Annotated in this window: 24 protein-coding genes and 5 tRNA genes; 3 read left to right on the top strand and 26 right to left on the bottom strand. The window is 34.6% G+C overall.

Annotated features, from left to right (window positions below):
• From rplA to P163_RS10505, 22 genes are all read right to left on the bottom strand, one after another.
• Positions 1–699 carry a 50S ribosomal protein L1 gene (gene rplA, locus P163_RS10610; RefSeq protein ID WP_034890717.1) on the bottom strand — a complete coding sequence of 233 codons (699 nt, stop codon included), beginning with the start codon at positions 697–699 and terminating at the stop codon, positions 1–3.
• 19 nt (positions 700–718) lie between these two features.
• Entirely contained in the window at positions 719–1,156 is a 438-nt protein-coding gene (gene rplK / locus P163_RS10605; RefSeq protein ID WP_034890714.1) for a 50S ribosomal protein L11, read from the bottom strand.
• Positions 1,157–1,233: 77 nt separating this feature from the next.
• The gene (gene nusG, locus P163_RS10600; RefSeq protein ID WP_034890711.1) at positions 1,234–1,785 is read right to left on the bottom strand and encodes a transcription termination/antitermination protein NusG; all 552 of its coding nucleotides are present in this window, start codon (positions 1,783–1,785) and stop codon (positions 1,234–1,236) included.
• 9 nt (positions 1,786–1,794) lie between these two features.
• Entirely contained in the window at positions 1,795–1,992 is a 198-nt protein-coding gene (gene secE / locus P163_RS10595) for a preprotein translocase subunit SecE (protein WP_034894285.1), read from the bottom strand.
• A 14-nt stretch (positions 1,993–2,006) separates the two neighbouring features.
• A tRNA-Trp gene (locus P163_RS10590) sits at positions 2,007–2,079 on the bottom strand.
• Positions 2,080–2,133: 54 nt separating this feature from the next.
• Positions 2,134–3,321, bottom strand: a complete 1,188-nt coding sequence (gene tuf, locus P163_RS10585; RefSeq protein ID WP_034890708.1) for an elongation factor Tu — start codon at positions 3,319–3,321, stop codon at positions 2,134–2,136.
• 56 nt (positions 3,322–3,377) lie between these two features.
• Positions 3,378–3,449 (bottom strand) — tRNA-Thr (locus P163_RS10580).
• 78 nt (positions 3,450–3,527) lie between these two features.
• Positions 3,528–3,600, bottom strand: a tRNA-Gly gene (locus P163_RS10575).
• 56 nt (positions 3,601–3,656) lie between these two features.
• A tRNA-Tyr gene (locus P163_RS10570) sits at positions 3,657–3,738 on the bottom strand.
• 229 nt (positions 3,739–3,967) lie between these two features.
• A tRNA-Thr gene (locus P163_RS10565) sits at positions 3,968–4,041 on the bottom strand.
• 101 nt (positions 4,042–4,142) lie between these two features.
• Positions 4,143–4,445 carry a ribosome hibernation-promoting factor, HPF/YfiA family gene (hpf, locus tag P163_RS10560; protein ID WP_034890705.1) on the bottom strand — a complete coding sequence of 101 codons (303 nt, stop codon included), beginning with the start codon at positions 4,443–4,445 and terminating at the stop codon, positions 4,143–4,145.
• A gap of 34 nt (positions 4,446–4,479) precedes the next feature.
• Positions 4,480–5,367, bottom strand: a complete 888-nt coding sequence (locus P163_RS10555; RefSeq protein WP_034890702.1) for a tyrosine-type recombinase/integrase — start codon at positions 5,365–5,367, stop codon at positions 4,480–4,482.
• A 272-nt stretch (positions 5,368–5,639) separates the two neighbouring features.
• Positions 5,640–5,834, bottom strand: a complete 195-nt coding sequence (gene rpsU, locus P163_RS10550; RefSeq protein ID WP_034890699.1) for a 30S ribosomal protein S21 — start codon at positions 5,832–5,834, stop codon at positions 5,640–5,642.
• A gap of 435 nt (positions 5,835–6,269) precedes the next feature.
• Positions 6,270–7,439 carry an acyl-CoA dehydrogenase family protein gene (locus P163_RS10545; protein ID WP_034890696.1) on the bottom strand — a complete coding sequence of 390 codons (1,170 nt, stop codon included), beginning with the start codon at positions 7,437–7,439 and terminating at the stop codon, positions 6,270–6,272.
• 135 nt (positions 7,440–7,574) lie between these two features.
• Complete coding sequence (locus P163_RS10540; RefSeq protein WP_034890693.1) at positions 7,575–8,450, bottom strand: ComEA family DNA-binding protein; 876 nt, start codon at positions 8,448–8,450, stop codon at positions 7,575–7,577.
• A 13-nt stretch (positions 8,451–8,463) separates the two neighbouring features.
• A complete protein-coding gene (locus P163_RS10535) occupies positions 8,464–10,530 on the bottom strand; it encodes an amino acid carrier protein (RefSeq protein WP_034890690.1) in 2,067 nt (688 codons plus the stop codon).
• A 210-nt stretch (positions 10,531–10,740) separates the two neighbouring features.
• Positions 10,741–10,971 carry a PspC family transcriptional regulator gene (locus tag P163_RS10530; protein ID WP_034890687.1) on the bottom strand — a complete coding sequence of 77 codons (231 nt, stop codon included), beginning with the start codon at positions 10,969–10,971 and terminating at the stop codon, positions 10,741–10,743.
• A gap of 16 nt (positions 10,972–10,987) precedes the next feature.
• Entirely contained in the window at positions 10,988–12,274 is a 1,287-nt protein-coding gene (locus P163_RS10525) for a DUF2851 family protein (protein ID WP_034890684.1), read from the bottom strand.
• Between the two features lie 51 nt (positions 12,275–12,325).
• A complete protein-coding gene (locus P163_RS10520; RefSeq protein ID WP_034890681.1) occupies positions 12,326–13,042 on the bottom strand; it encodes an SGNH/GDSL hydrolase family protein in 717 nt (238 codons plus the stop codon).
• Between the two features lie 103 nt (positions 13,043–13,145).
• On the bottom strand, positions 13,146–15,257 hold the full coding sequence (locus P163_RS10515) for an amino acid carrier protein (RefSeq protein ID WP_034890679.1): 2,112 nt from the start codon (positions 15,255–15,257) through the stop codon (positions 13,146–13,148).
• A gap of 44 nt (positions 15,258–15,301) precedes the next feature.
• Complete coding sequence (locus P163_RS10510; RefSeq protein ID WP_034890676.1) at positions 15,302–16,282, bottom strand: PLP-dependent cysteine synthase family protein; 981 nt, start codon at positions 16,280–16,282, stop codon at positions 15,302–15,304.
• A gap of 81 nt (positions 16,283–16,363) precedes the next feature.
• Positions 16,364–17,599, bottom strand: coding sequence for an ABC transporter permease (locus P163_RS10505; protein WP_034890673.1), 1,236 nt, complete (start codon positions 17,597–17,599; stop codon positions 16,364–16,366).
• 10 nt (positions 17,600–17,609) lie between these two features.
• Between P163_RS10505 and P163_RS10500 the strand changes: the two genes are divergently transcribed.
• Positions 17,610–18,848, top strand: a complete 1,239-nt coding sequence (locus P163_RS10500) for an exo-beta-N-acetylmuramidase NamZ domain-containing protein (RefSeq protein ID WP_034890670.1) — start codon at positions 17,610–17,612, stop codon at positions 18,846–18,848.
• Between the two features lie 4 nt (positions 18,849–18,852).
• On the opposite strand, the gene P163_RS17900 is transcribed toward P163_RS10500, so the two are convergent.
• Both P163_RS17900 and P163_RS10490 read right to left on the bottom strand, forming a co-directional pair.
• Complete coding sequence (locus P163_RS17900) at positions 18,853–19,695, bottom strand: thioredoxin family protein (RefSeq protein WP_051931224.1); 843 nt, start codon at positions 19,693–19,695, stop codon at positions 18,853–18,855.
• A 55-nt stretch (positions 19,696–19,750) separates the two neighbouring features.
• The gene (locus tag P163_RS10490; protein ID WP_034890667.1) at positions 19,751–20,245 is read right to left on the bottom strand and encodes a YkgJ family cysteine cluster protein; all 495 of its coding nucleotides are present in this window, start codon (positions 20,243–20,245) and stop codon (positions 19,751–19,753) included.
• Between the two features lie 11 nt (positions 20,246–20,256).
• Between P163_RS10490 and P163_RS10485 the strand changes: the two genes are divergently transcribed.
• Both P163_RS10485 and P163_RS10480 read left to right on the top strand, forming a co-directional pair.
• On the top strand, positions 20,257–20,994 hold the full coding sequence (locus P163_RS10485; RefSeq protein ID WP_034890664.1) for a class I SAM-dependent methyltransferase: 738 nt from the start codon (positions 20,257–20,259) through the stop codon (positions 20,992–20,994).
• A gap of 84 nt (positions 20,995–21,078) precedes the next feature.
• Entirely contained in the window at positions 21,079–21,861 is a 783-nt protein-coding gene (locus P163_RS10480) for a hypothetical protein (protein ID WP_034890661.1), read from the top strand.
• A 57-nt stretch (positions 21,862–21,918) separates the two neighbouring features.
• Here P163_RS10480 and P163_RS10475 read toward each other — a convergent pair whose 3' ends face one another.
• Together P163_RS10475 and P163_RS10470 are read right to left on the bottom strand one after the other, a co-directional pair.
• A complete protein-coding gene (locus P163_RS10475; RefSeq protein WP_034890658.1) occupies positions 21,919–23,550 on the bottom strand; it encodes an amidohydrolase in 1,632 nt (543 codons plus the stop codon).
• An 83-nt stretch (positions 23,551–23,633) separates the two neighbouring features.
• Positions 23,634–24,755, bottom strand: coding sequence for a hypothetical protein (locus P163_RS10470; protein ID WP_034890655.1), 1,122 nt, complete (start codon positions 24,753–24,755; stop codon positions 23,634–23,636).
• Positions 24,756–24,924 lie beyond the last annotated feature (169 nt).

Here is a 24,924-nt window from a genome sequence, read left to right as displayed (position 1 = left end):
TTATTGCTCAGTAAACCTTTTAGTATCTATCTCAACACTTGGGCCCATTGTAGAAGAAATGTATATACTCTTAATATAAACACCCTTAGAAGCCACTGGTTTCAATTTAACCAAAGTAGTTAATAATTCTCTTGCGTTTCCTGCAATTTTCTCTGCATCAAAAGATGCTTTTCCAATCCCGGCATGAACAATACCAGTCTTATCAACTTTAAAGTCGATCTTACCAGCTTTCACATCAGATACAGCTTTAGCTACATCCATAGTTACAGTTCCTGTCTTTGGGTTAGGCATCAATCCTCTTGGTCCTAATACTCTACCTAAAGGTCCTAATTTACCCATAACACTAGGCATGGTGATAATTACATCAACATCCGTCCAACCAGATTTAATCTTATCTAGATATTCATCTAAACCAACGTAATCTGCACCTGCTTCTTTAGCTTCAGCTTCCTTATCTGGAGTTACTAAGGCTAAAACTTTCACGTCTTTACCAGTACCGTGTGGTAAGGTTACAACACCTCTAACCATTTGGTTGGCTTTACGTGGATCTACGTTCAAACGAACTGCAAGATCTACAGAAGGATCAAAATTTTCGTTGGAAATTTCTTTTACTAAAGCAGAAGCTTCACTAACTGAATACAATTTTCCGCTTTCAATTTTAGACTGAGCTTCTTTTTGCTTTTTAGTTATTTTTGCCATTTTTAATTTCTATTTTGGATTAAAACGGCGCTTGCCCTTTAATAGTTACACCCATGGAGCGAGCTGTTCCCGCTACCATTTTCATTGCTGATTCTACAGTAAATGCATTTAAATCTTGCATTTTATCTTCAGCAATAGCTCTAACCTGATCCCAAGAAACGCTGGCAATCTTTTTACGATTAGGCTCACCAGAACCTTTTTTAGATTTTGCTGCTTCTAATATTTGAACTGCGGCTGGTGGAGTTTTAATTACAAAATCAAAAGATTTATCTTTATAAACTGTAATTTGTACTGGTAAAACTTTACCAGCTTTATCCTGGGTTCTAGCATTAAACTGCTTACAGAACTCCATTATATTTACTCCGGCAGCACCTAAAGCAGGTCCAACTGGTGGTGATGGGTTAGCAGCACCTCCACGAACTTGTAGTTTAACAACTTTACTTACTTCTTTTGCCATTTTTATAATTTTTAAGTGATAGTTTTAAGAGTGGAAGCAATTAAAAACTATCAAAAATATATGTAACAGTATTACTATTATACTTTTTCAACTTGCATATAACTAAGCTCTAACGGTGTCTTTCTTCCAAAGATCTTAACCATTACTTCTAGTTTACGCTTTTCTTCATTAATCTTTTCAACAGTTCCATTAAATCCGTTAAAAGGTCCATCAATTACTTTAATGGTTTCTCCTAAAGTAAAAGGTATAGCGACATTGTCTGCTTTAACTGAAAGCTCATCAACTTTACCTAACATTCTATTTACTTCTGATCTTCTTAACGGAACAGGATCTCCTCCTTTAGTTTCACCTAAAAACCCGATAACACCATTAATAGTCTTAATGATGTGTGGAATTTCACCTCCAAGATTTGCTAAAACCATAACATAACCAGGAAAGTATACTCTTTCTTTAGAAATCTTCTTACCATTTCTAATCTGAATAACTTTCTCTGTAGGCACAAGAACTTCACCCACGAAATCTTCCATTCCTTGGTGTGAAATCTCACGTTCAATATATTCTTTTACCTTATTTTCCTGACCACTCACGGCACGAACCACATACCATTTCTTATCCTTTACTTCTGCCATAGTCTAAATTTAAGATTTAATCCATTCAAAATATTTTTCTATTGCAGAACTAAAGACGGTGTCCACACCCCAAATAGCTAAAGAAAAAATAATTGAAAAAAGAGCTACAACTACTGTTAACCTTTGAGCCTCCGCCATAGTTGGCCAAGTTACGTGATTCTTTAACTCGTTATAAGACTCTGAAATATAATTGACGATTCCTGCCATTGTTTTCTTATTTGCACGGGTTGAGAGACTCGAACTCCCGACACCTGGTTTTGGAGACCAGTGCTCTACCAACTGAGCTAAACCCGTAGATAAGATAAGGTACTCAACAAATGCAGAGTACCTTATTCTTATTTATAATTCTTAGTCTAGGATCTCAGTTACTTGACCTGCTCCTACTGTTCTACCACCTTCACGGATAGCAAAACGAAGACCAACATTCATTGCAATTGTTTGCAATAACTCAACGTGGATAGTTAAGTTATCCCCTGGCATTACCATCTCTACACCTTCTGGTAAAGTAATAGTTCCAGTTACATCAGTTGTACGTACGTAGAACTGAGGACGGTAGTTATTATGGAATGGAGTGTGACGTCCACCTTCTTCTTTTTTCAATACGTAAACCTCAGCTTTAAACTTTTTGTGAGGAGTTACAGATCCTGGCTTAACGATTACCATACCTCTAGAGATCATTGACTTCTCAATACCTCTTAAAAGAATACCAACGTTATCTCCAGCTTCACCTCTATCTAAGATCTTACGGAACATTTCAACTCCAGTAATAGTAGAAGTTAATTTCTCAGCTCCCATACCAATGATCTCAACAGGATCTCCAGTATTAGCTACACCAGTTTCAATACGACCTGTTGCAACAGTACCACGACCAGTAATAGAGAATACATCTTCGATAGGCATTAAGAAAGGCTTTTCAACGTCACGAACTGGAAGTTCGATCCATGAATCTACAGCTTCCATTAATTCTAAAACTGTATTTACCCATTTTTCCTCACCGTTTAAAGCTCCTAAAGCAGAACCTTGAACAACAGGACCATTATCACCATCATATTCATAGAAAGATAAAAGATCTCTGATCTCCATTTCTACTAATTCTAATAATTCCTCATCATCAACCATATCCACTTTATTCATGAATACAACGATTCTTAGAATACCAACCTGACGACCTAATAAGATGTGCTCACGAGTTTGTGGCATAGGACCATCAGTTGAAGCAACAACCAAGATAGCACCATCCATTTGAGCAGCACCAGTAACCATGTTCTTTACATAATCCGCGTGACCAGGACAATCTACGTGTGCATAGTGACGCTCTTTAGTAGAGTACTCTACGTGTGAAGAGTTAATAGTAATACCTCTTTCTTTTTCTTCTGGAGCATTGTCAATCTGATCAAAAGACATAGCTGCTGAAAATCCAGCGTCAGCCATTACTTTAGTAATCGCTGCAGTTAAGGTAGTTTTTCCGTGATCTACGTGTCCTATCGTACCTATGTTTAAGTGCGGTTTGGAACGATCAAAAGTTTCCTTTGCCATAATTAATGATTTTATTCTTAGTTATATATTAGTGTTCAATTTTATACAAAATTAAGAGCCAACGACGAGAATTGAACTCGTGACCTCTTCCTTACCAAGGAAACGCTCTACCCCTGAGCTACGTCGGCCAAAAAGGTTATCCCCATCAGGATTACACCTTATGGAGATTAAAACGAACCTCGACACGACGTCGTTGTTCCCCTTAGAGCGAAAGACCGGGTTCGAACCGGCGACATTCAGCTTGGAAGGCTGACGCTCTACCAACTGAGCTACTTTCGCAAATTTGAAACATCTATTCAATGTTTCTTGTTGGATCTATCACTTTAAGTGATTAGTGGGGAGAGCAGGATTCGAACCTGCGAAGACGTAGTCAGCAGATTTACAGTCTGCCCTCGTTGGCCGCTTGAGTATCTCCCCAATATTACCTTTTCAGAATTTTACAGAACCATTAAATCTAACGGCTTGCTTTTTTTGAAGGTGCAAATTTAATAAAATTAAAACCTTAAAACAAAACTTTTAGAGATAAAATCTTAAATAAAATAAAGCTTACACTCTATTAACCTAAGAACAAAATAATTAGCTCTAAAAATAAAATCTCACCATCTAATAAGATTTAATTGTTAACTGTAATTCCAAAATTTCAAAGAGCCGATGGAGGGACTCGAACCCACGACCTGCTGATTACAAATCAGCTGCTCTAGCCAGCTGAGCTACATCGGCATTTCTACACTTATTCAGCATAAAAAAGTCCGCTATTTCTAACGGACTGCAAAGATATACATCTTTATCTATTTCACAAATTTATTTTGAAAAAAATTTCACTAAACATGTGCATTCATTTTTTCTTTCTTTCTTACAATTTGTCGCTGCAATGTGCTAATACACTCATCTACACATTCTTCAAACTTCTTGCACGTCTTTTTAACCATTAAATCTCCCCCGGGAATGCTTAGTAAAATTTCTGTGATTTTATTTTCCTTCTCACTCGTATTTTGAACTTTTAAAAATACATCTGCGTAGATTATCTTATCATAATAGTTTTCAAGCTTATCTAACTTCACTTGAATAAAATCTATCAACTTTTGATCTACGTTGAAATTAACTGATTGAACATTTACTTTCATCTCCTAAACATTTAAATTAAACATTACATTTTAGTCACTTCTTATTTTGGCGAGGATGCGCATTCTTATACACCTTAGTTAATTCAGAAATATTATTATGTGTATAAACCTGCGTAGACGCTAAGCTAGAATGTCCTAATAACTCTTTTACAGCATTTAAATTAGCTCCATTATTTAAAAGATGAGTTGCAAAAGAATGCCGTAAAATATGAGGACTCTTCTTCACCTTGTTCGAAGCCTTACTAAAGTAATTATTTATAATCCTATACACAAGAGTTTCATACAATTTAATTCCCTTAGAAGTTACGAATAAAAATGCCATGTCTAGACTAGCAACCTCTGCTCTATAACCAAGATAATTATTCAATAAAACAGCAATTTCTGGGATCAATGGTATTACACGCTCTTTTTTTCTTTTTCCTAATACTTTAAGTCTGTTATTGCGCAGATCTAGATCTCCTAATTGAATTCCAATTAACTCTGCCCTCCTTATACCTGTAGAATAAAAAAGTGAAATTATACAGAGATCTCTAGAAGCTTCAAAACTATTAGGCGCTATAGCCGCTAGAACATTCTCTACTTCTACTTCCGAGAAAGGTACCTGTAAACTCCTAGAGGTCTTAAGAGCTTTATGAGCTGCTAAAGGATTAAGCACTATCTGATCTGTTCTTAGAAGAAACTTATAATAAGCCTTTAGTGATGCTATCTTCCTGTTGATACTCCTATTGGTAATACCAGTATCTACTAGCACAATTATCCAGTTCCTAATTTGATGATAAGAGATCTCATCTATATTTTGATCTTCAAATTCGTTCAGAATATATTCTTGGAATCTTAGCAGATCTGTCTTATAAGCTTTTACTGTATGTTCCGAGTATTTCTTCTCATAAAATAAATAATCTAAAAATTGATTAAAAGGCATAGTTGTTCAGTTAACAATAAAATTATTAATCTCTAAGTTATATAAAGTTTACAGAAATTAATTAGATACTATAATTTTAACTCAGGAAGTAATAAACACAAAAAACTGCTAATAATAAAAGTCTAAACTTTTACCATTAGCAGTTAGTATTATAAGGCTCCTCTTAATAAGGAACTATTCTGAAGTTATAGACTTTGAAAAAATCTATTATTCAACAGGTTCAAAATCATTATCTCAATTCACAAAGACTTTAAGCCTTAATTATTGAAGATCTAGATTTCTTCTTTATCTCTTAATCCTTGGATATATTGAGCTTTTTGAAGCTGGGCTCTGTTCACAACAGAAGGCTTAGAAAACGCCTGTCTGCTTCTTAGCTGACGCATGGTCCCTGTTCTGTCAAATTTTCTTTTAAAACGCTTTAGCGCTCTATCGATATTCTCTCCGTCTTTAACTGGTATAATTAACATAGTATCACCTCCTTTCGTTAGAAATTTTAAAGTGCAAATATAGATTAAATCATCTATCTCACAACCCTAAATTATATTTAATATTATTATTATTTCAATTCAGCATTTAACCTACTTAAAACGAATGTTTTAGCATTAAAAAGCTTCAACGTTTTCGCAAAAAAGCCAATCAACTTTAGTTCGCCGCTGGTTTGTATTCTTTCTTATCGATTACCATTTTTGCATAAAAATGAAAACATTTTCGCAAAAAAGTGAATCAAATTTAATTCGCCGCTGGTTTGTATTCTTTCTTATCGATTACCATTTTTGCATAAAATGAAAATATTTTCGCAAAAAAGCCAATCAATTTTAATTCGCCGCTGGTTTGTATTCTTTTTTATCGATTACCATTTTTGCATAAAAATGAAAACATTTTCGCAAAAAAGCCAATCAACTTTAATTCGCCGCTGGTTTGTATTCTTTCTTATCAATTACCATTTTTGCGATAATCTCTCTTAAGATTTCAGAAGTTCCACCTCCTATTGGGCCTAATCTACTATCTCTTAACATACGCGCTAATGGGTAATCTTCTATATAACCATATCCTCCTAAAAGCTGAAGACAGTTATATATAACTTCATCTGCAATCTTAGTAGAAAGAAGTTTAGACATACTTGCCTCTTTTACTACATAAACACCACCAATCATTCTTTTAACGATAGAATAATTAAATTCTTTACACATCTCTACTTCACTAGCCATTTGAGCTACAGAGTGTCTTAATGCTTGAAACTTATCTATAGTTTTTCCAAACGCAGAACGCTCAGACATATAATTAATAGCATAATCTAAAGCAAATTCTGCACGAGCATGAGCATTCACACCCATTATCAATCGTTCTAAAGCAAAGTGTTGCATGATATAAGAAAATCCTAGATTCTCTTCACCCATTAAATTCCCTTCTGGAATTTCAACATTATCAAATGCGATCTCTGCTGTATCTGAAGCTCTCCAACCTAACTTGTCTAACTTAGTAGCAGAAATTCCTGGAGTATCTCTATCCACAACAAAAATGCTCATTCCCTTACCACCTTTTTCAGGATCTGTTTTAGCAGCTACTACAAGGTAATCTGAATAGACACCGTTGGTAATAAATGTTTTAGATCCGTTCAGGATATATTTATCTCCTTTTTTGACTGCTGTACTTTTCATGCCTGCAACATCAGACCCACCAAATGGCTCTGTAATACAAAGACAACCAATCATCTTGCCTTCAATACTAGGCTCTAAATATTTCTTCTTCACCTCTTCGCTACCTTCAGCCAATAAATGCGTCATAGCTAAGTAAGAATGTGCCCACATTGCAGCGGCAAATCCTCCGGAATTTACTTTTTGTAATTCCTCCAAAAATATAACCGTGTAGAAAAGATCTAAATTTAATCCTCCATATTGCTCCGGGTAGGTTAATCCGAAATATCCCATCTCACCAAATTTTTCCCAAATAAAGCGATCTATGGTTCCAGATTTTTCCCATTTGTCAATATGAGGCACCACTTCTTTTTTCAAAAATTCTTGAAAACTTTTCCTAAAAAGCTCGTGTTCCTCTGTAAAATACATACTATCCATATATAACAATTTCTTTTATATTAAAATGAGATCAAATCAGCTAAACAAGAGTTAGATAACTCCAGATTTTAAGTTTGAAATTAAAACAACAACTGATTTAATAAAGTAAACTAACTTATCAAGTATTCCGATATTTTAATCTACGCTCAAATATAACGCAATTCGGTCTATCTTTTCGGAAGGAAAGCCCTTTATTTTTGCTAATTCTTCAAAATTATGAATTGTTTCATGTAGCAATTTGTAATTAACTATTTCCCTAGCAAGTTCATAATCTATATATGGAAGCTCACTCAATTGTATTACGGAAGCTTCATTAATATTGAGTTTTTTAAAATCTGGTAAGGTTTGTACTGTATAATATTGAAGAAGTTCTTTTCTGCTTTCTGCAGATAAGCCATAAATATCTTTGAGCTGAATATCACCAACAAAACCGCCCAACTTCGTCCTATACTTTACTATTCTTTCCGATAACACCGCTCCTATACCTTTAACTTTCTGTAACTCTTCTGCATTTACTGTATTAAGATCTCGTTTGGGACCATTAACTTTTAGTAAGGGCTTCGCATTCACTTTGTATGTAGTATTACTTTTTTGCGCCCACTCAGGAAATTTGAAAAATGGACTTATTTTATGCAATAAAGAATCTGACACTTGTGTAATTAACTGGAATTCTTCCGAAGTATTAATCCATCTGTTAGTTTTTCTATATGCCAAGAGCCGATCAATCTCTGCAGTAGACATTCCTAGCGTATATCCTTTATAATCCGTTAAATAATTCGGATTGAAAGGGTAAATCTTAGGACTGTTTCTTTTTAGAGCTTCTAATTTTAAAGAATCTATAGAATTTTGAGCAGCAATAAGTTGTTGTGAATTCGCTTCAACGGTAACTTTAGAATCACCAAAATCTACCAAGTAGTAGACTGTTTGAAGAATAACTATAATTACTACCAATAAAAAAATCCCATTTTGTTGACTTCTATTGAAAACAAAATGGGATCTAAAATTTTTCATTTTAATTATATCATTAGCTAACCGGTTCTTTTCTCAATAACTCCCCAGTTTTTAGTTTTTTCATATACTCTCTAAGATCTTTTCTAACTTCACCAGACATAATATAAAGCCCGATAATATTAGGGAAAGACATAGACAAGATCATCATGTCTGAGAAGTCTAATACTGCTCCTAAACTTACAGAAGCACCTACCACAACAAATACTAAAAATAACATTTTATAGATAATCTCACTTTTCTTACTCTTTCCAAATAAATAGGTCCAGGCTCTCATCCCGTAATAAGACCAAGAGATCATTGTAGAGAATGCGAACAAGAAAACTGCTGCTGCCAATACATATGGGAACCATGATACTACACTTCTAAATGCTCTTGAAGTAAGCTCTGCTCCGGCTACACCAGAAACTTCATGCATTCCTGTAAATATAAGAACCAAAGAAGTAAGCGTACAAACAACAACGGTATCTATAAAAGGCTCTAATAAAGATACAAATCCTTCAGATGGCGGGTGATTAGTCTTCGCAGCACTATGAGCAATAGCTGCAGAACCTACACCAGCTTCATTAGAGAATGCAGCTCTCTGGAAACCAACTATCAGAACACCTATAACACCACCTTTAAGGGCGCTAGGACTAAATGCTCCATCCCAAATTGCTTGAAATGCAAGTCCGATGTTTTCTATATTATATCCAATAACAACTAAAGCTCCCAATATATACACTCCAGCCATAATTGGCACTACTTTCTCTGTAACCTTAGCAATACTATTAATACCTCCAATAATAACCACACCAACAAGCACCGCTACTATAAGTCCGAACCAGAAACCATTTCCAACCAGCATCGGAAACTCTCCAGCTAGTGTAACAAAAGATTGGTTTGCCTGGAACATGTTTCCACCTCCAAAAGAAGCTCCAACTGCAAGAATGGCGAAGAAACCTGCTAATAACTTACCTAATCCTTTTTTATTTCTTTTTTCAAGTCCGTATCTTAAGTAATGCATTGGTCCACCAAATACACGACCATCTGCTGTAATTTGTCTATATTTTACACCTAGAGTACATTCTACAAATTTTGAAGACATCCCCAAAAGTCCAGCAACGATCATCCACAGCGTAGCTCCCGCTCCTCCTAAAGAAACAGCAACCGCTACTCCAGCAATATTTCCTAAACCAACTGTCCCAGAAACGGCAGTTGCCAAAGCCTGGAAGTGAGTAACCTGTCCCGGTGCATTTGGATCGTCATACTTACCACTAGCAAGTTGAAATGCATGTTTAAATCCTCTAATGTTTATGAAACCTAATCTTATTGTAAAAAATGCCGCTCCTAACAATAACCAAACTACAATGAATGGAATATTCTTTTCTTGAGCATCTCCGTTAGGATGCGTTAAAGGTGTAGGCTCATCATATCTTATAGAAGCTAAATATTGTGCTCCCTGCTCAATTACGTGCTCCTTATTTTCAGAATTATAAATAACTCCTCCTTCTTGAACAAGGTATTTTAAAGTACCATTTGCATTAGCATATGCATTAACTTCTTCTCCGTCTCTTGAAACTGTAGCTATAAGATCTCCTTTTTTCACCTTAGCTCCTTCCGGTAGTGCCCAACTCTTAAGAATGAATTTTGCTTCTAAAGATGGTGTCCATCCCGGAGCAGCAACTCTTTTAGCATCTGCATAAACTACGGGATCATAAACTCCTATTGCAGAAAAAGGATCCCAAAATAAGATAGATCCCATTTTCTCCACGATTGGAGCAAATGAGCTATTAAAAATTTCTGTAATGGCTTCAGCCTTTACTTTGTAGGTACGGGTTGTAGTATTTCCGGCATCATCTGTAATAATTACAGAGTACGGTATCCCTTCAATTAATCCACTTGCTCTTGGAGATGTTAGAGGAGTAGATTGATTATCCCATTTGTAGGTGTAAGGAGGTGTTCCTCCTGTTACTTCAAGATCGATAAAACCATCGTTAATAACATTAGATGGATTTCCAATATCGGCTTTTACTTCTAAGTCTTGAGCAAATAATGAAATTAATGAAAATGAAAAGAACAATGAAAGTAAGTACTTTCTCATAAGCTAATATAAAAATTAATTAAGATTATTTTTCAGCGAAGCAAGATGCTAAAAAAATAGGCCTTTTCAAATTTTTACTAGTTAAAATGTAAATGATTTGTTAAATTAAAATTAGACTCTAATATTCCAACTATCATTCCGTACGAAATACTTGACTGCATTCTTAAATTAATAACAATATTAAAACACTAAGCTTCAGAAGACTAAGCTTTAAAGATCGAAAACTGAAGTTCTCTTAGAATATATTAGATCTTTGATCTTTAACCAAAAAGCAAGGGTAAGATAAAGTGCAAAACCTAATCCTAAAGTGGCAAAAGACAGATATATAAAGAATAATCTAATAATTTTAGCGCGCATCCCAATCTTGTCTGCCAATCTTGAAGAGACATAAAAGCCGTTGCGCTCAAAGAAATGCCGTATGGAGTATATAAATGTTAACACTTAACAAAGATACTATTTATTGAATAAGGCCACTTAAAATTTTATTTCCTAATCTACATTGAAGACATTCATTCTTATCACAATATTCTTGCTTTAGATGAAGCATCGCTTGTGAATGTAACGCATTTGTAATGGTACCGGATTTGAGCTTATTAAAACCCAAACTTATTTTATTTTTCTCTGATTTAATTTGATGTATTAAATCCAGCAACTCTTCAATATCTGATATTCCTCTTGCCTTATTATAGCAAAACTTCAATGGAATAATAGTATTAATTATTAATAAATCCATAAAGTCATGCGTGAGGAATTTAGGTTTAGCTGAATGCTCTTTTTCAAAAGAATAGTGACTTTGCCAATACGCAGCAGGCTGAACTGTAAAAATCTGATAAACATCCTGTAATCCTTTAGCTTCCATTAGATCAGAAAATAAATGAGCTTTTTTATTATATAGCGATGCTAATTGAGAGAGACGGATGTTTGGAAAGTTATCTGGACGCAATCTAAAATACTTAGCACGTTCTACATAGCTGTTTTCTAAGCGATGTTTTAACCTAGCAAATTCATATTCTTTGTCTAGACTCAAAAAAAAATCATTATCTATCTTTTTATTCAGCAAACCTGATTGACCAAAAAATACTGCCTCCAATCTTTGTTGAGAAGATCTTAATTTCTGAACTGTTTGAAAGCTAATACTGCTTGCCATACTCAGAAAGGCACTCCCATTTATATTCAATCCAAAATTTTTAGCAAGCAATTTAAACAGAACGGCTTCCCAATTATTTTCAGAATTACGAAGCAATTCTAAGATCAGATCAGATTTGTTATTTAATCTTTCAAGGTAAAGGGAATACTGATAATTTTTTACATCAAATTCATCAAACTTATTAAAATCTGTTGCACAGTTAATCCATTTGTTATTTGGAGCTATTAATAATTCTCTATAACTTGATAGGGTAGTTTCCGAAATTAAGCCTTTTAATTGCAAAGTAGGTATTATGGAATTATCTTTCCTATAGATGGCGACATCATCCTCCCAAACTACATGCAGAATTACATTGTCATAATTAGGATCAATTTCATGTTTGTGTAAATACCAATCTGAAGATTTCAAATGGATCTCTACATTCCCTGCCCATATCTGATCTTCAATTTTAATTTTAGCATTAAAAAAGTCTGGCCCCGAATTATAATTATGCACGCCTACATCTAAGATTTGTAATGAAAAATTCTGTACGGTCCTGGCTTTACCAAAATCGAATTTTCTAAATTTCCAGACATAATGAAGAAAATGCTCCTGCATTATATAAATATATCAATTTACATAACACCTTAGATATAAGTATGTTAAAAATTATTCTACTGATTTTTTTAATGTATTGTAGATCTCATTAAAGAAAGAATTTACCCATAAACCATACATTTTTCCACTAGGATGCAAACCATCATTTGCAACCAATGAAAGATCGTTCCTTGCCTCCTTCGAGATTGGAGTAATGTTATAAAAAGGAACATCAAAATTTTCAGAAACTCGCTTAAGAACGCTGTTAAATCTAGCTATATCCTTACCAATATTCTCTGAATTAGAAGCTCCAAATGGTGTTGCGCCGTAATCTGGAATACTCAATACAAATACACCTTCTTTTCCGTTAACAGATCTATTTATAGCCTTAGAAAAGATAACCTTCAGGTCTTCTTCATACTCATTAATAGATCTTCTTTGATATTGATTGTTAACACCTATAGAAATAGATACAAGATCATACTGCTTGGTTGTTAACTCCACGTTCATTGCAGATAAAAGATTCTTTGTTGTCCACCCGGTTTTAGCGATTATTTTAGGATCATTAAAATCAAGACCACTTTCCTCTAATTTTTTCACCAATTGCTCTGGCCAGCTTTGAGATTTATCTACACCTTCTCCAATGGTATACGAATCTCCGAGAGCTAGGTATGAATAATCCTGTGAATTAAAATCTTCATCAACGTCATTAGTACTATCTGTACTACATGATAACACTATAGTTGCAGAAAACAAGATTAGCACTATTTGAAATAACGATTTTTTCATCCCCAACTAAATTGATCTATTTAAATTATAACGCCTGAAAAGCAAATATCTAATATAAAAAAACTCTTCCGGTTGGAAGAGTTTTTTTATATTAGATAATCTTTTAATCAGAGGTTTTCTCATATTTAGGATTTATATAGAGTTCTCCATTTTTCAGTTTTCTAAGGTATATCTCCATGTCTTTTCGTACTTCCGAAGACATGATATAAAGACCTATAATATTTGGGAATGACATCGCTAAGATCATCATATCAGAAAAACTTAATACAGCACCTAAACTTGCAGATGCACCTAATACTACAAATACTAAGAATAGCACTTTATAAATAACTTCAGACCTTTTACTTTGACCAAAAAGATACGTCCATGATCTCATTCCATAATAAGACCAAGAGACCATCGTAGAAAATGCGAAAAGAAAGACAGCAACTGCTAGAACAGTTGGAAACCATGAAATAACACTTCCAAATGCATCAGAGGTTAGCTCTACCCCTTTCATACCACCACCAACTTCATGCATCCCTGTAAAAATAAGCACCAGGGCTGTCATGGTACATACTACCATAGTATCTATAAAAGGTTCAACTAGAGAAGTAAAGCCATCTGCAATAGGATTATTGGTTTTGGTAGCACTATGCGCTATGGCTGCAGAACCTACCCCAGCCTCACTAGAAAAAGCTGCTCTTTGTAAACCTATTATTAGCACTCCTATAAAACCACCTTTTAAGGCGCTTGCAGAAAATGCTCCGTTATATATAGCAGAAAAAGCCGCACCAATATTTTCTATGTTTGTTCCTATAACTACTGCACATCCAAGAATATAAATAATTGCCATTACAGGAACCACTTTTCCCGTTACACGAGCTATACTATTAATACCTCCTAAGATTACGGCACCTACCAATACAGCAAAACCAACCCCAAATAAGAATCCATATCCTTCAAGAAATGGTAACTGCTCAGAAACTATTTTATAAGCCTGATTAGATTGTATCATATTTCCTCCTCCAAAAGAGGCTCCTACTCCCAGCACAGCAAATAATACGGCAAGAAATTTCCCAAGCCCTTTCATATTGCGTTTCTCTAGTCCGTCACGCAAATAATTCATAGGCCCACCAAAAATTCTTCCATCTTCATGGATGTCTCTATATTTTACTCCTAGCGTACATTCTGTAAATTTTAAGGACATTGCAAAAAATCCAGCACAAAACATCCAAAAGGTAGCTCCAGCTCCACCCAGTGAAATTGCAACTGCCACCCCTGCAATATTTCCTAACCCAACAGTGGCAGAAACCGCTGTTGCCATTGCTTGAAAATGAGTAATTCTTCCTGGCGCATCCGGATCATCAAATTTTCCTCGAGCTAATTGTATAGAGTGCCTAAAACCAGTTATATTAACAAATCCCAGCCTGAATGTAAAAAAGATACTACCAAGAATTAACCAGATAACAATAAAAGGTATGGAATTAGTTCTTAGATCACCGTTTGGATGATGAAGAGGTTGAGGGTCATTAAAAGTGATCTTTGCAAGCATATGTGCATTCTGCTCGATCACGTCGTCCTTATCATTAGGATCAAATATCTCTGCGCCTTCTTTAGCAAGAAAATTTATAGTTCCGGCAACATCAGAGAAAACATCTATCTCCTCTCCAGAATTGCCGGTTACGATCGCTATCTTATCTCCTTCACTTACCTTTGCTCCTTCTTCTACAAGCCAGCTTTTTAAAACATAGGTAGTATTTGCTGTAGCATTCCAACCCGGAACAGGAATTTCTTTTTCATTGGTATAAACTACAGGATCATAAATGCCTGTTGCCGCAAAAGGATCCCAGAAAAGTATACCACCAAGAAAATCTACGGCAGGTTGAACTTTACTGTTTACAATTTCTGTTATTGCCTCTGCAGGAATTTTAAAATCTTTTACTGATGTTCTCCCTTTTGAATCTGTAACTTGCACAGAGTAGGTAAGGCCTTCTGTTAATCCTTTAGACTCATAAGAATCTAAAGCTGAGCTTTGTTTACTCCATTTATACTGATAGGGAGCTACTCCTCCTTTAACATCTATTCTGGCAACACCATCATTAATCTCCTTAGAGGGATTGATTAATTCTAAAGAAACCTCAAGATCTGAGCTTTCATTTACATTACTTTGTGCACTTGTAATGAGCGTTATAATTAAGAATAAACTGGTTAATAACCACGAATTCTTCATCATACTATTTTTGTTTATTTATTATTAATATATTCTATATAAAAATCTTAATCAAGATAACCCATTTTTTTCATCCAATCATCATTATACATTTTTCCAACATACCTACTCCCGTGGTCATGAAATAAAACCACCACTACATCGTCCTTCTTAAAATGGTCTTTAAGTTGAAGTAAGCCTTTTACAGCTGCTCCTGCACTATTCCCCAAGAACATCCCTTCTTCTTTAGCCAATCTTCGGGTATATACTGCAGCATCTTTATCTGTAACTTTAGTAAACCCATCTATGATCTTAAAATCTACGTTCTCCGGAAGAATATCTTCACCTATACCTTCTGTAACATAAGGATAAATTTCTTTTTCATCAAAAACTCCGGTTTCATGGTACTTCTTAAAGACAGAACCATAAGTATCTATTCCCCATATTTTTATATTTGGGTTTTTCTCCTTTAAATACTTCCCCACTCCAGAAATGGTTCCTCCGGTACCTACACCTACCACAAAGTGTGTAACCTTACCATCTGTTTGTTCCCAAATCTCGGGACCTGTGCTTTCATAATGAGCTTGAGCATTTGCAGGGTTATCATATTGATTTACATACCAAGAATTAGGTGTTTCTTCTGCCAATCGCTTAGAAGTAGAGTAGTAAGATCTTGGATCTTCTGGTTCCACGTCTGTAGGGCAAACTACTACTTCACTACCTACAGCTCTAAGGATATCCATTTTCTCTTTACTTTGCTTATCACTAAGCACGCAGATCATTTTATAACCTTTTATAATAGCTACTAGTGCTAATCCCATCCCGGTATTCCCTGAAGTTCCTTCTATAATGGTTCCTCCTGGCTTTAATCTTCCGTCTGCTTCTGCAGCTTCAATCATCTTAACAGCCATTCTATCCTTTACAGAATTTCCAGGATTAAAGGTTTCATATTTAGCAAGAACCAAAGCATCTATATCTTTAGTAAGCCTATTCATCTTAACCATAGGAGTGTTTCCTATAGTGCCTAATATATTTTCAGCGTAATTCATAGTTTTATTTTGAAGGGGCAAAGGTACTTTTATCTTAAATCGATTCCAAAAATTTGGGTTCTTAGTATCTTTACCTAAACATTATTCAAACTTCATAGCTTTTACCGGCGATATTTTCGATATAATTACAGAGGGGATCAAAAGCATAAGTACACAAAGAATAAGGGTTCCTAAATTTACTCCTATTATATACTGCCAACCTATATACACCGGAACTTCGGTAACATAATACGTTTCAGGATTTAAAGGGAATATCTTAAAATATTTCTGGATAAATAAAAGTCCAAGACCAATAAGATTTCCCCAGAATAATCCAAGAATAATTAGATAGGAAGCGTTATAAAGAAAAATTTTTCTAACACTCCAGTTACTTCCTCCTAATGCTTTTAAGATACCAATCATCTGGGTTCTTTCTAGAATGAGAACTAAAAGAGCGGTGATCATATTAATTCCCGCAACTATGATCATGATAACAATTATTAGCGCAATATTAAAGTCGAACAGGGATAGCCACTCAAAAATGGAGTAATATTTTTGTTTGATGGTTTGAACATCTAAGAAAGAATTTGTGTTATCATATACCTCCCCGCCCTTTTGGTCTAATTCATCAAAATCTTCGATGAATACCTCAAAGCCACCAACTTCTGTCTTAGACCAATCATTTAAACGCTGAATATGTCTAATATCTGCCAAAATATACAACTCATCAAATTCCTGAAAGCCGGAGTTATAAATACCTTTTATCGTGAAAACTCTTAGTAGCGGACTTTTATCAAAACCTTCCCGAGGAAAGTAGGTTATAACTTTATCTCCTAGCGCAAAACCTAATCGGCTTGCTAAATAACTAGAGATTAAAAGCTCATCATTTAAATTATTCGAAAAATCAGGCAGCTCTCCTTCAACTAAAAAATCATTGAAATTATTCCAATTAAAATCTGCACCAACTCCTTTAACAATAATCCCTTCAAAATCTGTTTCAGTTCTTATAATTCCTGCTTTTGTAGCCACTGCCTGTACATGAGAAATTCCATCAACATTCTTAAATTCTGGATAGAATTCCTGGTCTAATGAAACCGGTTTTAAAGAAACCTGAGAACTATTATTATCGTAACTTTCTATTAAGATATGCCCGTTGAACGCTGCTATTTTTTCCCTGATCTTTTTTTGAAGACCTATTCCCGTAGCAAAAGAAACCAACATCATTATTACCCCAATAGCTATAGCTGCAATGGCTATTTTTATTATTGGTGCCGAAATACTACTTTTATACTTTTTAGTACTTATAAGCCTTTTGGCGATAAAAAATTCGAAATTCAAGACGTCTGTTATGGTTAAAATATTATTCAAAAATACATTTTTATTCGTTCTTATAGCCTTAGTTTCCTGCGGAAGAAGTTCAGGTCAGAATATAGAGGATACCAAAGCAGTTAAATCTGAAAGTGCCAGCGTGATAGTTGGAGCCAATAGAATTTCAGAATATCTACCTCTTTTAAAGAGTAAGCGAGTTGGAATTGTAGGAAATCAAAGTTCTGTAATTTTTAAAGCTGAGACTAAAGACCCCAATAAAATTAGTTATACGCACTTAGTAGATTCTTTGGTAACTCTAAAAGTGAACATCAAAAAGGTTTTTGCTCCAGAACATGGATTTAGAGGAAATGCAGATGCAGGAGAACACGTAAAAGATGGAAAAGATCCAAAAACTGGTTTGAATGTTATTTCTCTTTACGGAGATAATAAAAAGCCAAAACCAGAACAAATAAAAGATCTAGATATTATCATTTTTGATATTCAGGATGTGGGAGCTAGGTTTTATACCTACATTTCTTCTTTACATTACGTTATGGAAGCTTGTGCAGAAAACAACATTAAGCTTATAGTATTAGATCGGCCAAACCCTAACGGACATTATGTAGACGGACCAATATTAGATCCCGAATTTCAAAGTTTTGTAGGCATGCATCCGGTACCTGTGGTTCATGGACTTACTATGGGTGAGTATGCTAAAATGATAAATGGGGAGAAGTGGCTTAAGAATGCAGTACAATGTGATCTTAGCGTAATAGCTGTAGAAAATTATACCCATCAAACCGAATATAGCCTGCCTATTAAACCTTCCCCAAACTTACCAAATGATAGAGCCATTAATCTTTATCCAAGTATATGCTTTTTTGAAGGAACTAATGTAAATGCCGGAAGAGGTACAGATCACCAATTTCAAGTGTTTGGATCTCCTACCTTAAATAAAGCTTATTTTGATTATTCGTATATACCAGAATCTAAAGAAGGAGCAAAAAGTCCAAAACATCTAGGCGAAAAATGTTACGGAAGAGACCTAACCAATACTAAAAAGTTGAACCATATAAAGCTAGAATGGCTTATTGAAGCTTATAATAACACCAACAATAAATCTGGTTTCTTTAATAATTTCTTCGCAAAATTAGCAGGTGGAAATGAGCTTCAAAATCAAATAGAAAGCGGACTTTCCGAAAATGAAATCAGAAAAACATGGGCATCAGGATTAGAAAAATTCAATAAAACCAGAGAAAATTATATAATTTATAAATAACAATTTAATCTAAAAACTGCTCAGACTTTTTAAGATACGCTCCTGAATTATCTACACTTACAAGTTGTTTTTTCCATTTATCTATCGCGGTTGCATCCTGATTTTTGAGTGATACGCAATAATTTAAATAGGTGTACAACAACTTATTGCCTTTAGATAAGTTAGTGATTTCAAAATTTTTAAGAAGCTTTTTTTCTACACTACCGGTATTATCCTGGTACAAACCTATTTGCATTTCCAACAGATCAACCTTCTCCTTCATATCTTCATAATTACGCTGCTTTCTACTAAGCATCTTTTCGCCATAACGCAAATAATTACTCGCTATTTTTAAAAATTCAGGTTGTATGTCTTTCTGTAAATATTGACTAAAATCGATATATTTTTGAGCTAATCTAATTCCAGTAGCATAATCTTGATGTCTGAAATAATTAAGATTTTCAGCTCGCATAAAGCGAGTATTTAAAGCGTATTTTTTCAATACAACACTCACCTGATCTTTACTCATGTAGCCAACTTGGCTGAACACTAATTCGCCGCTTGCATCAATTATCAACAATAGTGGAATTGCATTCACCCCATATCGTCTTGCCAACTCTGTTCTTTTGTCTAGATCTACCTTTAATGGAACATAACTCTCAGATATTTTTCTGATCTCTTCATTATTCCAAGATTCCCTTTCCATTTGCTTACAAGGCCCACACCACGTTGCCCAAAAATCTACCAGAATAAGTTTATCTGTAGCAATAGCAAGCTTTTGAGCATCTTTAAAAGAAGAAGTCCAACCAACCTGAGAAAAGGCATTAACACTAATTATAAAAAATAAAAAAGAAACTATTTTACACATAAACATAATTTTATGTGGGAAAAATAGAATTATACTTATCTAATTACAAACATTTTTACACTTTTATTCGCTTTTTCATTTCTTCTACGATATTATAAGCAGCAGGACAGATAAATGTATTCTTTATATTAATATTGGATATCTTATGGAAGTCTTTTCTATCTGTATGAGGATATTCTCTGCAAGCTTTAGGTCTAACATCATATATAGAACAATAATTATCTGTTCCTAAAAAAGTACAAGGTACTTGTTGCAACACATGATCATTATCCTCATCTACTCTTAAATACGTTTCTATGAACTGTGATGGTTTCTGCCTAAAATGCTTGGCAATACGCTCAATATCTTTATTTGTAAATAAAGGTCCGGTAGTTTTACAGCAATTTGCACAGGTTAAGCAATCTGTACGTTCAAATTCTTCTTCATGCATTTCCTGCATTTGAGAATCTAGATTTTTTGGTGGCTTTTTACGAAGTTTGGTAAAGAACTTTTTATTTTCCTTATGCTTATCTTTGGCCTTTTGGGGGAGATCTTTTAAAATTTCATCCATGAAACAAAGATATGAAGATGCAAGACAAAAATAAGCAAGATATAGACGTGTTTGGAAAGGCAATTTTTGCCTATTATCACTATCAGGACGAAACTGATATCATTGTGCATTCCCCAGATTTTGATGATGATATTATTCCGGTATCGGTTCTATTTAGGAATTACGAAGAGATGCCTGCATTAGAGAAGGAAGCACTTAATAAATCTTATGGAAAAGTACTTGATGTTGGATGCGGAGCTGGTAGCCATACCCTCTATCTTCAGCAGCAAAAAGACTTGGATGTAACTGGCATAGATATTTCTAAAGGTGCAATAGAAATTTGTAAATTAAGAGGATGCAAAAATGTAAAAGTGCAGGATTATTTTGATTGGAAAGCTGAGAAATATGACACGCTGCTTTTTATGATGAACGGTACCGGCATAATTGAAAAACTTTCTAATCTAGATAGATTCTTTGAGCATACCAAAAGCTTAATGACTACAAACGGACAGCTATTAATTGATTCTTCAGACCTCAGTTATTTATTAGATCCTGATGAAGATGGCGGAATATGGGTAGACCCCGATCAAGGTTACTATGGAGAGTTAGAGTTTAGCATAAGCTATAAAGGCGAAACTTCTGATAAGTTTAACTGGTTATATTTAGATTTTCCCTCCTTAGAATTAGCAGCAAACAAGAATGGCTTTAGTTGTGAATTAATCAAAAAAGGAGATCATTATGATTATCTGGCGAAGCTTAAAGTACTATAACCCTTATTTGCCTGAGAATTTCACCTATTTGCTTAGATATCTTTATATTTATAGTTTTAAAATTGATTATTCAAAAGTTCTAAAATGAAGTTCCAAAGAATATTTTCCATAGCCCTTCTATTTTTATTTTTAATTGGTTGTTCTAAAGATGATCCCGGCACCAATTCTAATGGTGTTCCAAAAATAGATAAAAGCGCAAATTTAAAAGCTCTTGGAAGCTCTGCGAATGATCTTCTAAGCGATGTTAAATACACCTCTATAAATGTAGAAATTGTTTATGTTACTGGCTATGCTCCAACTTCGGGGACACTAGCAAACCTTAAAGAATTTTTATCTCGAAGAACCCATAAGCCAGATGGTATTAATATAACTACTAGAGCTATTGCTTCTTCTGGAAAAGCCCCTTTTTCTATAGAAGAGATCGCAGCGATAGAATCTGAAAATAGAATTGTATATACTACCGGAGATGAAATTTCCGTATTTGTTTACATCGCAGATGGAAGTAAAGAGGGAGATGATAATAATAAAGTGGTACTAGGTTCTGCCTTTAGAAATACCTCTTTAGTGATCTTCGGAAAAACAGTACAAAACATATCAGACAGAACAAATGCTCCAGATAAAACCAGTGTAGAAAGCACTACTTTCAATCATGAATTTGGACATTTATTCGGTTTAGTAGATAAGGGAAGTCCGATGCAGGTTGCGCATGAAGACAGTAACAACCCAGCACATTGTAATATAGCCGGATGTTTAATGAGTGCTAATGCCCAATTTGGTGGTAGCTTAACAGATTTTATTGACGGCAATAATATCCCTAGACTAGAAGATCTTTGTGCACAAGATCTAATAGCTAATGGAGGTAAATAAATTGAAATAAAAAAGGGGTTCCTGATTTAGGAACCCTTTTTTATTTCAACTTAATTATTAGTAGACTTTTTCACCATTTATATAAGTCTGCAACACTTCAATATTAGGAATTTCATCCTCGTTCACTTTCATAATATCTTTATCCAAAATAACGAAGTCTGCAAATTTACCTGCTTCTATACTCCCTTTTTCATCTTCTTCAAAATTGCTATAAGCTGCCCAGATTGTCATACCTCTCAAGGTTTGTTCTCTAGATAGCGCTTCTTCTACTCTATAACCGCCTTCTGGATATTGCTGAAGATCTTTTCTAGCAACTGCAGCATAAAATGTATAGAATGGACTAACTTCTTCTACAGGGAAATCTGTTCCTAGTGATACTATTCCCGCCACGTCTAATAACTTTTTAAAGGCATACGCTCCCTTAATTCTTTTGGCTCCAAGTCTATCTTCTGCCCAATACATATCACTGGTAGCATGTGTAGGTTGCACAGAAGGAATGATATTCTTGCTAAAATATTTAAAATCTACAGAGTCTATTACCTGAGCATGTTCTACTCTCCATCTCCTGTTGGGATCTGATTTTAGAAGTGAATCGTAGGTTTTTAACACCAAACCATTTGCAGAATCTCCAATTGCATGAGTATTCATTTGAAATTTTGAGTTAGCAATCCTAATTGCTGTTTCTTTAAAGTCTTTAACTGGAGAAAGGAGAGCTCCAAAATGTTCATGCTTATCTGAATATTCTTTTTTTAACGCGGCTCCTCGAGATCCTAAAGCTCCATCTCCATAGAATTTAACAGATCTAACGTTTAATCTATCCGTTTTTAAAGGATCTTTATCTAAGTAGTAATCTAGATTTTCTGGAGTATTAGAGATCATTGCATAAACTCTCATTTTAAGAGTTCCTGCCTGCTGCAAACTATCTATAAGTTCTATTGTGCTTCTATCTAATCCTGCATCGTCTACGGTGGTAAGACCATAACTAAAGCAGATCTTTTGAGCTTCTAATAAAGCGGCAATATTTTCTTGGGTAGTTGGTTCTAGCTGTGCCTTCTGAACCAAATCCATAGGATTATCTATAAGTATTCCTGTTAGCTTTCCATCTTTCACCTCTATCTCACCACCAGATGTTTTTGTAGAAGCAGTAATATTAGCTTTATCTAAGGCTGCCTGATTAGCAAGTAAGGCATGCCCATCTATTCTTGTTATCGCAATTGGAGTATCAGGAAATAAAATATCTAAGGTATCTTTAGTTGGAAATTCTTTGATATCCCAATCGTTTTGATCCCAGCCTCTTCCGGTAATGAAATCTAAATTTCTTTCTTTCTGAAAATCTACAATTTTCTGTACCACTTCAGAGAAGCTCTTAGTCCCTGTAAGATCTACTTTTTGTTGTTGTAGTCCCAATCTATAAAAATGGGTATGGGCATCTATAAAACCGGGGAAAACTGCTTTTCCATTTACATTAAGCTCTTGCTTAAAATCATATTTATCCTTTAAGCTTTCAGCAGACCCTATTTCTAAGAACTTCCCGTCTTTAACAGCAAAGGCTTCGGCAGCGCTAAATGAAGAATCTACGGTATATACATCAGCATTAAAAACTAAAAGATCTGCGGTTGTTTTTTTAGAAGAATCACATGAAAATATCAGCAAGGATAAACCAAGGATCGGTAGTATTTTTTTAAACATAAGTTTTAAATTTTTATAAAAATAGAAAATGCGCCTGTAACACACAGACGCATTTGATAATAATTTATTATTAGCGAGCTTATCTAGAACCCAACCGCATCTATAATGGCATTTCGAATACTTGGATTGGCTGCTGCAGCTAGCGCAATAGAAACCACCAGCCCTATCATAGCATACGAAAAATCTTTAAAGATCATCGTACCGGCTTTTTTACGATGTTTCTTACCTTTCTTATTCCTAGCCAAACTTATTGCAATTTCTCTACCTCCTATTATCCCCAGGAATACCCAAGTTGTACTCATAGGAACGGTACTAATAAATAATTTATATATAAGCAGTATCACATAGGTTAGATCTACCAGTGTGGCTGCACGAATATCTGAGATTCTAGTTTTATCGCTTACAACTTTTTGAATTTTATCTCCTCTTAGATAGAACAATAATCCAAGACCTAAAAATATCACTAATGCAAAGATTATAAATTGAAATAAGGTTTGCTGCCTTGGTAAGAATACGGCTATGTTAGCTCCATCTTGCATTACCCAAACCCCCCATAAGGTACCACTTACTAACCATTGAACAACCGTCCAGCTATTATGAAATTTTCTACTTTTAAAGAACTTTCTAATTACATTGTATGAAAGATACCACACTAAAAAGGAGAGAATAAAGGCTAAAATATAACCCGTCCAACTCTTCCAAATTACAGATGTAATACCAGAAGTATCTGCGCTAAATACACTTAATATTAAGAAGGTAGTAGATACCGGCATTCTCAATCTGGTTAAGATTAATAACACCAAAGGAGCTATTATCTGAAAGAAACTAAAGTTTTGTGGATGCGGATAATTTGTAGATCCATCTGCTTTGAGCAATCTTTGGTACGTTACATCGCCGTCAAAATAATACCAACTCCAGGCTACGGTTACCAAAAATATACCTCCTATATAGAGCCATAGAACCCACCATCTTTGATTCTTATTACTCTCAATAAAAGTTCCTAATGATTGAATACTATCATTGGCTACAGTAGCATATGCTGCGAAGAAAAACCCTAACCACATTGCTGCCTGGCTGTTCCCGGTGAATATACCGGCAAGAACAATTCCAACTATAACAATTGCTAGAAAGGTCTTTTCCTGAACCATAAAGTCCAGAATATTAAGATAGGGTTTAGACCTGTCACTGCGTTTAAATTTTGCCATTTACTAAGTTATAAAGAGTATTGGGTTAAAATAAAATTTACAATTCTATAATTAAATTCAATTTGCAATATTAAACCATATTCAACATTAAATAATTGTTTTGCATGTTGTTTTATTGTTAAGAAAACATTGGAGATTTCAAGGTATAATAACCTGAAAGCAAAATAAT

Origin of the sequence: Gillisia sp. Hel_I_29 (genome assembly GCF_000744275.1) — a bacterium.
In the GTDB taxonomy this organism is placed as follows: domain Bacteria; phylum Bacteroidota; class Bacteroidia; order Flavobacteriales; family Flavobacteriaceae; genus Gillisia.
Note: the sequence above shows the minus strand (reverse complement) of the source record. Positions and strands in the feature narration are given on the sequence as shown.

What these genes read in the sequence shown, in the direction of transcription:
- P163_RS10510 (WP_034890676.1), bottom strand. Translation starts at nt 16,282, where the DNA reads ATGAATTACGCTGAAAATATATTAGGCACTATAGGAAACACTCCTATG.
- rpsU (WP_034890699.1), bottom strand. Translation starts at nt 5,834, where the DNA reads ATGTTAATTATACCAGTTAAAGACGGAGAGAATATCGATAGAGCGCTA.
- P163_RS10470 (WP_034890655.1), bottom strand. Translation starts at nt 24,755, where the DNA reads ATGGCAAAATTTAAACGCAGTGACAGGTCTAAACCCTATCTTAATATT.
- P163_RS10520 (WP_034890681.1), bottom strand. Translation starts at nt 13,042, where the DNA reads ATGAAAAAATCGTTATTTCAAATAGTGCTAATCTTGTTTTCTGCAACT.
- P163_RS10535 (WP_034890690.1), bottom strand. Translation starts at nt 10,530, where the DNA reads ATGAGAAAGTACTTACTTTCATTGTTCTTTTCATTTTCATTAATTTCA.
- P163_RS10555 (WP_034890702.1), bottom strand. Translation starts at nt 5,367, where the DNA reads ATGCCTTTTAATCAATTTTTAGATTATTTATTTTATGAGAAGAAATAC.
- secE (WP_034894285.1), bottom strand. Translation starts at nt 1,992, where the DNA reads ATGGCAGGAATCGTCAATTATATTTCAGAGTCTTATAACGAGTTAAAG.
- P163_RS10480 (WP_034890661.1), top strand. Translation starts at nt 21,079, where the DNA reads ATGAAGTTCCAAAGAATATTTTCCATAGCCCTTCTATTTTTATTTTTA.
- hpf (WP_034890705.1), bottom strand. Translation starts at nt 4,445, where the DNA reads ATGAAAGTAAATGTTCAATCAGTTAATTTCAACGTAGATCAAAAGTTG.
- P163_RS10545 (WP_034890696.1), bottom strand. Translation starts at nt 7,439, where the DNA reads ATGGATAGTATGTATTTTACAGAGGAACACGAGCTTTTTAGGAAAAGT.
- P163_RS10540 (WP_034890693.1), bottom strand. Translation starts at nt 8,450, where the DNA reads ATGAAAAATTTTAGATCCCATTTTGTTTTCAATAGAAGTCAACAAAAT.
- rplA (WP_034890717.1), bottom strand. Translation starts at nt 699, where the DNA reads ATGGCAAAAATAACTAAAAAGCAAAAAGAAGCTCAGTCTAAAATTGAA.
- P163_RS17900 (WP_051931224.1), bottom strand. Translation starts at nt 19,695, where the DNA reads ATGTGTAAAATAGTTTCTTTTTTATTTTTTATAATTAGTGTTAATGCC.
- P163_RS10525 (WP_034890684.1), bottom strand. Translation starts at nt 12,274, where the DNA reads ATGCAGGAGCATTTTCTTCATTATGTCTGGAAATTTAGAAAATTCGAT.
- tuf (WP_034890708.1), bottom strand. Translation starts at nt 3,321, where the DNA reads ATGGCAAAGGAAACTTTTGATCGTTCCAAACCGCACTTAAACATAGGT.
- P163_RS10485 (WP_034890664.1), top strand. Translation starts at nt 20,257, where the DNA reads ATGAAGATGCAAGACAAAAATAAGCAAGATATAGACGTGTTTGGAAAG.
- nusG (WP_034890711.1), bottom strand. Translation starts at nt 1,785, where the DNA reads ATGGCAGAAGTAAAGGATAAGAAATGGTATGTGGTTCGTGCCGTGAGT.
- P163_RS10515 (WP_034890679.1), bottom strand. Translation starts at nt 15,257, where the DNA reads ATGATGAAGAATTCGTGGTTATTAACCAGTTTATTCTTAATTATAACG.
- P163_RS10500 (WP_034890670.1), top strand. Translation starts at nt 17,610, where the DNA reads ATGGTTAAAATATTATTCAAAAATACATTTTTATTCGTTCTTATAGCC.
- P163_RS10490 (WP_034890667.1), bottom strand. Translation starts at nt 20,245, where the DNA reads ATGGATGAAATTTTAAAAGATCTCCCCCAAAAGGCCAAAGATAAGCAT.
- rplK (WP_034890714.1), bottom strand. Translation starts at nt 1,156, where the DNA reads ATGGCAAAAGAAGTAAGTAAAGTTGTTAAACTACAAGTTCGTGGAGGT.
- P163_RS10475 (WP_034890658.1), bottom strand. Translation starts at nt 23,550, where the DNA reads ATGTTTAAAAAAATACTACCGATCCTTGGTTTATCCTTGCTGATATTT.